The 11,311-nt window shown below is 45.4% G+C and carries 10 protein-coding genes and 1 other RNA gene; 3 read left to right on the forward strand and 8 right to left on the reverse strand.

Going from position 1 to position 11,311, the window contains the following annotated elements; all coding sequences use genetic code 11:
* Positions 1–66: 66 nt before the first annotated feature.
* The 3 genes from PGQ38_RS08455 to PGQ38_RS08465 all read left to right on the forward strand — a co-directional run bounded on the left by PGQ38_RS08455 (position 67) and on the right by PGQ38_RS08465 (position 1,944).
* Positions 67–456 (forward strand): putative ABC transporter permease, encoded by a 390-nt coding sequence (locus tag PGQ38_RS08455; RefSeq protein ID WP_118578700.1) that lies wholly within the window; start codon positions 67–69, stop codon positions 454–456.
* 133 nt (positions 457–589) lie between these two features.
* Entirely contained in the window at positions 590–1,513 is a 924-nt protein-coding gene (pyrB, locus tag PGQ38_RS08460) for an aspartate carbamoyltransferase (RefSeq protein WP_118578702.1), read from the forward strand.
* The gene (locus PGQ38_RS08465; RefSeq protein WP_118578704.1) at positions 1,507–1,944 is read left to right on the forward strand and encodes an aspartate carbamoyltransferase regulatory subunit; all 438 of its coding nucleotides are present in this window, start codon (positions 1,507–1,509) and stop codon (positions 1,942–1,944) included. Before pyrB ends, PGQ38_RS08465 begins: the two co-directional genes overlap by 7 nt.
* A gap of 261 nt (positions 1,945–2,205) precedes the next feature.
* Here PGQ38_RS08465 and rnpB read toward each other — a convergent pair.
* From rnpB to PGQ38_RS08505, 8 genes are all read right to left on the reverse strand, one after another.
* Positions 2,206–2,557: RNase P RNA component class A (gene rnpB, locus PGQ38_RS08470), an RNA gene on the reverse strand.
* Positions 2,558–2,677: 120 nt separating this feature from the next.
* Positions 2,678–3,577: a type IV pilin protein gene (locus PGQ38_RS08475; RefSeq protein WP_270431317.1), complete on the reverse strand. Its 900-nt coding sequence runs from the start codon at positions 3,575–3,577 to the stop codon at positions 2,678–2,680.
* 38 nt (positions 3,578–3,615) lie between these two features.
* A complete protein-coding gene (locus PGQ38_RS08480) occupies positions 3,616–5,280 on the reverse strand; it encodes a nucleoside kinase (RefSeq protein ID WP_270431318.1) in 1,665 nt (554 codons plus the stop codon).
* Positions 5,281–5,421: 141 nt separating this feature from the next.
* Positions 5,422–6,204 carry a Nif3-like dinuclear metal center hexameric protein gene (locus PGQ38_RS08485; protein WP_270431321.1) on the reverse strand — a complete coding sequence of 261 codons (783 nt, stop codon included), beginning with the start codon at positions 6,202–6,204 and terminating at the stop codon, positions 5,422–5,424.
* Entirely contained in the window at positions 6,194–7,003 is an 810-nt protein-coding gene (locus PGQ38_RS08490; protein ID WP_270431323.1) for a tRNA (adenine(22)-N(1))-methyltransferase, read from the reverse strand. The genes PGQ38_RS08485 and PGQ38_RS08490 overlap by 11 nt, the downstream gene beginning before the upstream one ends.
* A 10-nt stretch (positions 7,004–7,013) precedes the next feature.
* A complete protein-coding gene (gene rpoD, locus PGQ38_RS08495; RefSeq protein WP_118578714.1) occupies positions 7,014–8,141 on the reverse strand; it encodes an RNA polymerase sigma factor RpoD in 1,128 nt (375 codons plus the stop codon).
* Between the two features lie 38 nt (positions 8,142–8,179).
* Positions 8,180–9,973, reverse strand: coding sequence for a DNA primase (dnaG, locus tag PGQ38_RS08500; RefSeq protein ID WP_270431326.1), 1,794 nt, complete (start codon positions 9,971–9,973; stop codon positions 8,180–8,182).
* Positions 9,974–10,073: 100 nt separating this feature from the next.
* Positions 10,074–11,084, reverse strand: coding sequence for a deoxyguanosinetriphosphate triphosphohydrolase (locus PGQ38_RS08505; protein ID WP_148462392.1), 1,011 nt, complete (start codon positions 11,082–11,084; stop codon positions 10,074–10,076).
* Positions 11,085–11,311: the final 227 nt, after the last annotated feature.

The following is an 11,311-nucleotide window of genomic DNA, read 5'->3' on the forward strand; positions in this document are numbered from 1 at the left end:
TTGCAGCATAAATTTAGCAAGAATGGGAATGTTATTTTTATCATTTTACCCAAGGAGACCAAGCATATGAAAAAATACCCTTTTCTCTTCTGTGGTTTTACCGGTCTGTGTCTGGAGATTCTCTGGACCGGGCTCCATTCCCTGCTCCGGGGAGATGCTTCCATGAAAGGCACTACCTCTCTTCTTATGTTCCCCATTTATGGCTGTGCATCCCTGATTCTGCCTGTATACAAAAAGCTGAAAAGCCTTCCGGCACTTCTGCGCGGCTCCCTTTATACTGCCGGATTTTACCTGGCAGAATTTACCAGCGGTTCTATCCTGCAGGCTTTTCACATGTGCCCCTGGGACTATTCTGGAGTGCCCCATCAGTACAAAGGAATCATCCGTCTGGACTATCTCCCGGTCTGGTTTCTCACTGGATTGTTTTTCGAAAAAATACTTACAAAATCTTCTTGAAAAATCATTCCAAGTAGTATATGATAGGTCGAAGAGATTTTGCGTTACCACTCACAGAAGATCCTTTTTGAAAGAGTTTTCGTGAACCGTAACACTCTACCCCAAAACCACACACTCATAACGGAGGTATATCATGAGACACTTAATGAGTCCGCTGGACCTTAGTGTTCCGGAGCTTGAGAAGCTTCTGGATCTTGCCAGCGATATTGAGAAAAACCCCAAAAAATACGCACATACCTGTGACGACAAACGACTTGCCACACTTTTCTATGAGCCAAGTACCCGCACCCGTCTCAGTTTTGAAGCTGCTATGATGAACCTTGGCGGTAAGGTTCTTGGTTTCTCATCTGCAGATTCCAGTTCCGCAGCGAAAGGGGAAACTGTTGCCGATACCATTCGTGTTGTTTCCTGCTATGCAGATATCTGTGCTATGCGTCATCCCAAAGAAGGTGCTCCGCTGGTAGCTTCTATGGTTTCTAATATTCCTGTTATCAATGCCGGTGACGGTGGTCATCAGCATCCAACCCAGACTCTTACAGACTTACTTACCATCCGTTCCTTAAAGGGACGTCTTGACAACATTACCATCGGTCTGTGCGGAGATTTGAAATTCGGACGTACCGTTCACTCTCTGATCGAGGCGCTGGTTCGTTACAACAATGTTAAATTCGTACTGATTTCTCCGGAAGAGCTTCGTATTCCAAGCTACATCCGCGAAGACGTACTGAAGAAGAACAACATCGAGTTCCTAGAAGTAGAACGTCTGGAGGATGCTATTCCGGAGCTTGATATTCTTTACATGACACGTGTTCAGAAGGAGCGTTTCTTCAATGAGGAAGATTATGTTCGTATGAAGGATTTCTACATACTGGACAAGCAGAAACTTTCCCTTGCAAAGGATGACATGTACATTCTTCATCCGCTTCCACGTGTTAACGAAATTGCAGTCGAAGTAGACAATGATCCGAGAGCCGCATACTTTAAACAGGCCCAGTACGGTGTATATGTTCGTATGGCCCTGATTCTTACATTATTGGAGGTGGAACTGCCATGTTAAATGTTGGAGCACTTCGTGAAGGTTTCGTATTAGACCATATCAAGGCCGGCAAGGCTATGACTATTTATCATGACCTGAAGCTTGACAAGCTTGACTGTACTGTTGCGATCATCAAAAACGCAAAGAGCAATAAGATGGGCAAAAAGGACATCATCAAGGTTGAGTGCCCGATTGAAGATCTGGATCTGGATATCCTTGGTTTCATTGATCACAATATCACCGTAAATATTATTAAGGATGAGAAGATCGTTGAGAAAAAAGACCTTCGTCTTCCGAAGCAGGTTGTAAACGTGATCAGATGTAAGAATCCCCGCTGTATCACTTCCATCGAGCAGGGACTGGATCAGGTGTTTGTTCTGGCAGATGAGGAGAATGAGGTTTACAGATGTAAATATTGTGAGGAGAAATACTCCGGTCACAGAAATAAATAATTCGTCTCTGTAAATCATTGTTTTTATAACAATATTGATATTTTATTGTGGAAGCTGAATACAGCTTCCACTTTTTTTGTAACAGAAATTTCCGGTAAAATTTCCTGTCCATCTGGTCTCATCCTCGCGGAGCGTTTTTTGCTTTATCGGAACATTACGGAATAATTTCCAATAAAGCAAAAAACCTGGGAAAATCCAGCAGAACTGAACCTTCTCAGGTTAAATATCACATTATATGTATCATACAATTCGATTCTTAAATACGCAAGCAGACCGATAAGCCGGGTTATGTCGTTGAGTGATCATCTGTCTAGGCCTTCCGTTGCCGAAAGGCTCAAGCGACCTACCTGAAAACACGACGGGCCGCCGTATCGCTTTCTGCTCGGTCTTGCTTCGAATGGAGTTTACATGTGCCCGGCCTGTTACCAGGACGGCGGTAGTCTCTTACACTGCCTTTCCACCCTTACCATGGCAAGCCATGGCGGTTTATTTCTGTTGCACTGGTCTGGGAGTCGCCTCCACCGGACGTTATCCGGCATCCTGCCCTGTGAAGCCCGGACTTTCCTCGTCTGAACCCTTTCGTCTGTCCAGCCGCGATCACCTGGTCTGCTTGCGCAAGTGCTATTTTAACATTATTGCTTTAAGATGTAAAGCACTATTTCTCATTTCTTCCTGCCGTATAACCTGTAAAGGTTACTGTAAACGGAGTAAGCAGTAACCCGGTAAATAATTACTAGAGTAAATCTTTATACTTTTCAAGTACCTTCTCATATGCAGCATAGGCTTCTGACAGAGATTTATACACTTGACCACCCCCGGCATTAATAACTTTTTTATACTCCGTTTGATCCTTAATGTGATCGGAGATTGTCACATATGTTACATTTCCTTTTTGTCTCTTGGCCGTTTGAGATTCCGAGACGTAATATTTCCCGTCTCCTGTTTGAATCAATATTGGTATCTTCTTACCAGCTCCCACCTCATTGGTATCAAATGAAGTCCAGAACAAATATCTTTCAGATGCTTTGTTTGATTTTCCATTTCCCAGAAACGCCCATGTGCCATTCTTCAGCAGGCTTTGTTCGCCCAATACTTTTTCAATTTCCGGGACAAAAGTTGAAGAACTCGCTTTCGAATCAATTTCAAAATTCGTATTATTCTTTATCAAATCCAAATTCAGACAGCCACTGCTTTCCAGAGTTTTAAAGAAATTCTCACTCATGTCATAGCTATTTGATGCAGAAGTTCCATCCCCGCTCCACACAAATTTGGTTCCCCTTTTCTGATCAAACGAAATCTGACATTCTCCATTTGCTCCTGGTATTCCAATCCAGTTCTCCGTATCGCCGTCCTTTACTGAATGGCTGATTCCCCCAATTGTAATTACATCCGCCGACTGCCATCCATACTGTTTCTGTTTCAGCTTGACCGTAACCGGTTCATTATAAATCCCCATATTTGCCTCAGTCAGCACCTTCGCATATGCAGCGCGTACATTTGCAAGGTCTGCTGCTTCCCTGCTTTTTTCCAACTGACTTCCGAAAACAGGTATTGCAACAGCCACCAGTACCGCAATAATTGCAACCACGATCAAAAGCTCAGCCAATGTAAAGCCTTTGCGACTTATTTTCATAAAATACTCCTCAACTTCTTACAAGCACATCTGCATCATCAGGTGTTAAAACAGCTTCCCCCTATAAATTCTCTTAACAGGGAATTATTAGGCACTTCCTCGCTTGGCACAGCTACAAAATAATCAAAAAATTTCAGCAGCCTGTTTGCCTCCAGATATTCCGGCTCCTCTTTGGAAATTCCGAAGAGAAGAGGCTCTGCGTATACTTTCAGACATGCCAATTCATAGATCAGTGCCGAGTTAAACATAACATCCGCTTCTTCCTGGTATGGAAAAATATTTTTCTCCTCGCCGCGTCTTACAGAGGGCCATCTTGCAATGGTCTCGCTGGCTGAGGTTCCTCTGGTTCTTGCATCCCGGACGATTCTGCGGATCAGCCTTCCGTCTGTGGTAGGAATCCGGTTGTGTTCATCAATGTTCAGCTGGGTGAGGGCACTGATATAGATTTTGAACTTGCTCTCCTTCGGAAGCGCATAGCTTAATTTGTCGTTCAGACCATGAATTCCCTCAATAACAAGGATGTCTTCCTTCCCCAGCTGGAGAAAATCGCCTTTATATTCTCTCTGCCCGGTCTTGAAGTTAAACACCGGAAGTTCTACTCTCTCTCCATTAAGAAGTGCCAGCATATCTTTGTTGAACTGCTCCACATCAATGGCTTCCAGACACTCGTAATCCTTTTCCCCGAATTCATCCAGCGGGGTATGCTCTCTGTTTACAAAATAATTGTCAACAGCAATAGGATGTGGCTTCATTCCGTGCGCCGCCAGCTGAATGGACAGCCTGTGGGAAAAGGTAGTCTTGCCGGAGGAGGACGGACCCGCGATCATGACGAACTTCTTGTTTCCAGCCTTCACTATCTGCTCTGCAATTCTGGCAATTCCAGACTCCTGGATTGCCTCCTGCATAAGAAGGATCTTCTGTATCCCCTGGGAAACGATCTGGTCATTCAGCTCACCTACTGTGGAAATTTCCAGCTTTCTGCCCCACTCTTCAGAATCCTTCTGCACCTGGAAGATTTTCTCCTGGGGCTGGAATTCCGGAAGCACATCCGGAGCCTTAGCATCCGGCAGAATCAGCACAAAGCCTTCATCATACAGCTTCAGGTCAAAATATGGCACATAACCGGTATCGTAAGCCATTGCCCCGTAAAAATAGTCCTCAAAATTCTCTATGCTGTAAATATTCACTCTGGAAACCCTGCGATAGCGGAACAGCTTCTCTTTATCATACATTCTGTGATGATGAAAAAGTGCAATTGCTTCATCCGTTCCTACACTTCGTTTCTTCACCGGGATTTTCTGCTCCACCAGTTCTGTCATCCGCTTCTTTACCTGGTCAAGAAATGCCTGATCCAGCTTCTGTTCTCCCGCCATGGTAAAGTAAAAACCGCTTCCTACAGAATAATGAAGCACCACTTTATCTACTTTTTCTTTGCCTGCAAGATCGTAAATTGCCTTTAAAAGCACCAGACATGCAGTTCGCTTATAGGTTTTATTTCCAATGCTGTCTTTTGTGGTAACCAGCCGGACTTCACCATCCCGTTCTGCTTTTTTATGAAGCTCACAGATCTTGCCTCCTGCAATTACAAGAATAACAGGGGCCGGGCTGGTCTTTTCGTACTCTTTTACAACTTCTTTATAGGTAATTCCCATGGGAAACTCTCTGGTTTCCCCATTGATTGTAAGTTTCACTGCATGATCCATAAAATCTCCTTTTCTGATCTGAAAGATCAATTAGGCTAAACATAAATCACATTTTCCAAAACCAGACAATATTATTCTGACAACTCATTTTATCTCCGGGCGGGCGAACACCATCACGCCCATCCGCACCAGGTCTTAACCTTATAATATCGTATACGGGCTTCTCACCTTTGCGCAGCTGACTGTAAGCTCCGGAAACGCTTTTGCCAGTCTTTCCTTCATATCTTCCATAAAAATATATTCCGTACCGTAATGACCTGCGTCAATGATTGCAAGCCCCTGGGCTACGGTGTCAATTCCGGTATGGTGGTCAATATCACCTGTCACATATACATCTGCCCCGGCTGCAAGCACATCCTGGATCATGCTTTTACCAGAACCGGTACATACGGCAGCCGTTTTCACAGTCTGTTCCAGATTTCCGTACACTTTCACATCTGAAAGCTTCAGTTTCTTTTTTACAAGAAGGGCGTACTCCTTTAAAGTCATCTCACAAGGCAGATTTCCCACACGTCCAAAGCCAATGGGCTCCCCGTCTTTTTCCCCGGTAGCACAAAGTACCTTCGTATCTGACAGTTCCAGATATCCAGCACTTAAATCTGCCATTCCCAGAATATCATAGTTGGTGTGCATTGCATAATAAGATATTCCATGGCGCACCAGACTGATAATCTTCCGTCCTGTAAAGCTATGATTGTTAATCTTCTTAATACCGGAAAAGATCATAGGATGATGGGTAACGATCATGTCAGCGCCAGCCCGGATAGCCTCGTCTAACACTGTTTCGGTAAGATCAAGGGCAAGAAAGACATGTTTTACCTCACTCTCGTCATCTCCTGTAAGGAGTCCCACATTATCCCAGTCTTCTGCAACTGCTGCCGGAAAATTTCCGCCCAGCCAGTCTGTCAGTTCTTTAACCTTCATATTCTGCCAGCGCAGCAGCGATCAGCTGCGCCTCCTCCTTTACTTCCAAAATGCGGACAGTAACTGCCTCTGCCTTCGGTGCCGTTTCCAATTGTTCCAGAATCTGGGAGCGGATCCGGGATTCCCGCTGAAGATAACGGTAAAGCACCTGGTTCTTTTCCTGAAGAAGATATTTGCCAAAGGCTTCCTCCAAGGTGTAAGCAGCTGGGTTTTCCGACATTTCTGCCCCTTCATCAGCATGCAGGTTCTCAGAAAAAGCGGCTTTCGCAGACGTATTTTTTGTGAAAGAATCCACGTTAAGTTTCAAACTGCTGTGAACATTTTCCCCAGGCACCACCCGCATCATGGGATAAAATTTCCCATCCTCTTCCACCATTTTCTCTTCTGTGATCTCCCAGCCTTCAGACTGGATAAATCTGCGAAAATGGGGAATGTCGGACTGTGGCTGTAAAATCAGCTCAGAGAAAGAATTTCTCACAGACCTGCCATCTGTGAGAATCCTTTCCATAAGGGGACCGCCCATACCTGCGATCACAAGGGTGTCACCCTCTCCGGCTTTCAAGCCTTCAAGTCCGTCTGAGAGCCGGGTCTGTATGTATTCCTCCAGTCCATACTGCCGGATATGTTCCTGCGCCCTGGAAAGGGGTCCTTTTCGCACATCCATTGCAATGGCGGATGGAATTTTTTTCTGCTGTATCAGGTATACCGGCAGATATCCATGATCGCATCCCACATCTACCAGCCGGTTTCCTTCTGTCACCAGGTCTGCGATTGCAGACAATCGTAAGGATAACTGCATAGCCCTCTCCTTAATCCAGGTAATCCTTCAGCTTGCGGCTGCGGCTTGGATGACGGAGCTTACGAAGAGCCTTTGCCTCAATCTGACGGATACGCTCTCTGGTAACATTAAACTCCTTGCCAACTTCCTCAAGTGTTCTTGCACGTCCATCATCAAGCCCGAAACGAAGGCGAAGAACTTTCTGTTCTCTCTCAGTAAGAGTACCAAGAACTTCTACCAGCTGTTCCTTCAAAAGAGTAAATGCTGCAGCATCAGCCGGAACCGGAACATTGTCATCCTGGATGAAATCTCCAAGATGGCTGTCCTCCTCTTCACCAATAGGGGTCTCCAGAGAAACCGGCTCCTGGGAAATCTTCAGGATCTCACGCACGCGGTCAACCGGCATGTCCATCTCTTCCGCGATTTCCTCCGGAGTAGGTTCACGTCCAAGCTCCTGGAGTAACTGTCTGGAAACGCGGATCAGCTTGTTGATCGTCTCAACCATATGAACCGGAATACGAATGGTACGCGCCTGGTCTGCAATGGCTCTTGTGATAGCCTGACGGATCCACCAGGTAGCATAGGTACTGAATTTGTAACCCTTTCGGTAATCAAATTTTTCGACAGCCTTGATAAGACCAAGGTTACCTTCCTGAATTAGATCCAGAAAAAGCATTCCGCGTCCTACATAACGCTTTGCAATGCTGACAACAAGACGAAGGTTGGCTTCTGCCAGACGCTTCTTGGCATTTTCGTCGCCCTGTTCCATTTTCTTTGCAAGCTCGATTTCTTCTTCTGCTGAAAGAAGCGGAACTTTACCAATTTCTTTCAGATACATACGAACCGGATCCTCAATGCTCACACCTTCCGGAACAGAAAGATCGATCTTGTCCAGCTCTACTTCTTCCTCATCGTCCAGACCATCAATATCCATGTCATCGTCCAGCATAAGGTCATCTGCACTGTTCTCTGTGATACGCAGCACATCTACCCCACTTGCTTCAAGGAAATCGAAGATCTTGTCCATCTGTTCCGCATCCAGTGGCTGGTCTTTGAAATAATCACTGATTTCCTGATATTCCAGTACGTTTTTCTTCTTTTTTGCAAGCTCCAGAAGTCCCACCAGTTTCTCACTGAATTTGCCCATATTCATTTCCATAGGTACTCTAACCTCCATATAGTGTTAATATTTTATCCTTATTCAAAAGAAATATGCAATTGCTGCCTTTTTCTTCCAAGCTCCTCCAGATCCTTCTTGGCCTTTACAAGTTCCTGTAAAGCCCCCATATCTGCAGGATCCCAGTTTTTATTTTTCTCCGCCAGACTTTCCTGCTTAATGCGGATCAAAGCATCAGAAAATGCTCTCTGCTGTTCCTCCTTTGTCTCAAGGTGGATCGTGGCATTAAAGAGAGAGGCCACCTCTTTCTGCTCTTCACTGTCTGTAAAAGCATTCAGAAGTCTGGCCGGATTTACATCTCCCTCTTCGTGCTGCTTCCAGAGCATTTCTGCCACCTCTTTATAAAGAGGAACTACAAAATCTGAAGGGGAAAGATATTTCTCCACAGTGTCAAAAATTGCCGGATAGGTAACCAGCCAGGTAAGCATCAGCTTCTGGGATTTATCTGCCGCGCTCTCCTTTTTTCTCATTGGGGAGCTGCCGGATTTTGGCTGAATGCGCTTCTCCGCAGGCGTACCCTTCAGAGCAAGGGTATTTACACGCTTCCGAAGGTCTTCCACACTGATTCCATACCTGCGGTATTCTTTTACAATTGCTTCAATATACAGATTCCGCTCCAGTTCATCAGAAAGTTCCAGAAGATACTGGGCACACCTCTCAAAAAACCGGTTCTGCCCCTGGGGCTCATCCATGGGAAAATCACCGGAAGCAATACTTACCCGGAACATAAAGCTGTCCATAGCTGCCTCCAGCCTTTTCTCAAAAGCCTCTGCGCCTTCAGCTTTGATAAATTCATCTGGATCCTTGTGAGGCCGTAAATTCACCACTCTGGAATTTACGCCGGCTTCCCGGAGAATGGGAATGGCTCGCAGGGCGGCTTTTACACCAGCTTCATCACTATCGTAAAGAAGAAGTACTTCCTGTGTATACCTCTTCACCAGACTGGCATGTCCGGATGTAAGCGCCGTTCCCAGAGAAGCCACTGCATTGGTAAATCCCGCCTGGTGCATGGAGATTACATCCATGTAGCCCTCGCACAGAATCAGGTAATTTTTCCTGGTGGTTCTGGCTATATTCAATCCGTACAGATTACGGCTCTTGTCAAAAATACGGGTCTCTGGCGAATTCAGGTACTTGGGCTTGCCGTCTCCCATCACTCGCCCGCCAAATCCAATCACCCTGTTATTGACATCCATGATTGGAAAAATAACACGATTCCAGAATTTGTCATACATGCCCTGGCGTTCATCCACATTGAAAAGGCCGGATTCCCGAAGAAGTTCATCACTGTAATTCTGGGATTTCAGATATTTATACAGGTCATCACTGTACTTGTCTGAATACCCCAGACCAAATTTCCTGATCGTTTCTTCGCTGAGACCTCTGCCTGTAAGATAATCGTGGGCATTTTTTCCACCTTCACGGCGCAGCTGGTAATAAAAATACTGAGCCGCTTTCTTATTGATCTCAAGCAAGGCTGCGCGCTTCTCCGCTTTCGCCCTTGCCTCCTTGGAATATTCGATCTTGGGAAGTTCCACACCGGCACGCTCTGCCAGATGGGAAAGTGCTTCTCCAAATGAATAATTCTCATATTGCATTACAAAATTGTATACATTTCCTCCAGCTCCGCAGCCGAAGCAGTAATACATCTGCTTGGACGGCGTTACGGAAAAGGAAGGGGTCTTCTCATTATGAAAAGGACACAGACCAAAATAGGAGCTTCCTCTTCTGGTCAGTCTTACATACTGGGATATCACGTCTACAATATCATTTTTCATTCGCACTTCTTCAATGATATCGTCGGAATAGCGCATGCTTATCCTCCTTTGATTTGATATGCCGCATATCCAAGAAAATGCGACATCTTTCGCGTAAATAAATATTATATCTCATTGCAAGAGTTTTGTCCACGTTCTAATAAACCTCCCAAGCTCTTGGTATGAAAATCTCCTTGAATTTCTTCATGGAATACTGATCCGTCATTCCTGACAGCCAGTCACATACCGCCCGGTCTTTGGGAACTCCTTTTTTTTCAATAAGAGCAACGTACTCCCTGGACATTGCTTCCGGGTGATCTATGTAATAGGCGTATAATTCTGTCAGCATTTTGATTGCCTTGGATTCCTCACGCTTCGCAATGGGATTCAGATATACTTTCTGGAACATCTCTGATCGAAGATCCATGAGTGCCTGCTCTACAGGAGCAGACATCTGAATGGAAGGCTGGTCAATGCTGTGCTCAATCACATCATGTACAAAGGTATTCAACCTTTCTCTTGTGGTCTGTCCAAGAAACTCCCTGAGACTGGCAGAAATATCATTCTCTGTAATGATCCCAGCTCTCTGGGCATCGTCCATATCATGATGAACATAGGCAATCTTATCAGAAAAGCGGACTACCTGTCCCTCCAAAGTGGACGGATGACCGCTGGTACGGTGATTCAGGATTCCGTCTCTTGTCTCCCAGGTAAGATTCAGTCCGTCTCCATTCTTCTCCAGTACTTCCACCACGCGGACGCTCTGACGGTAGTGGGCAAAGCCCTCAGGATGAACGGTATTAAGTGCGGTCTCTCCTGAATGTCCGAAAGGCGTGTGACCAAGGTCGTGTCCCAGTGCAATCGCCTCCACAAGATCCTCATTCAGGCGAAGTGCCTTAGCTATAGTACGTGCGATCTGGGATACCTCCAGAGTGTGCGTCAGCCGGTTCCTGTAATGATCTCCTTCCGGAGCCAGAAAAACCTGAGTCTTATCCTTCATCCTGCGAAAAGCTTTGCTATGCAGGATCCTGTCCCGGTCTCTCTGGTAAACCGTCCGGACGTCACACTCTTCTTCCTCCCGGTCTCTTCCTCTGGAACGTCCACTGTATGCGGCATAGGGACTCAGCAGTTCCAGTTCTCTTTCTTCCATGCTCTCTCTGATATTCATATATCTTCTATCCTCCAAAGACTGACAGGTACGCCGATAATCTTCCTCCTATTAATTATATTCTACACAAAATTTCAAATTCCTCTTTTTTTCAAAAAAAACTTGAAAATTTTTAATTTTTTTCAAAAAATGTGTTGACAATCATATACCCCTTTGTTATACTAATATCCGTCGCAGCGAGAAAGAAAACTTTCTCCGAGAAACGCGATATGCGGAAGTGTCGGAAC

This window comes from Blautia faecis (assembly GCF_027662325.1).
Lineage (GTDB): Bacteria > Bacillota > Clostridia > Lachnospirales > Lachnospiraceae > Blautia_A > Blautia_A faecis.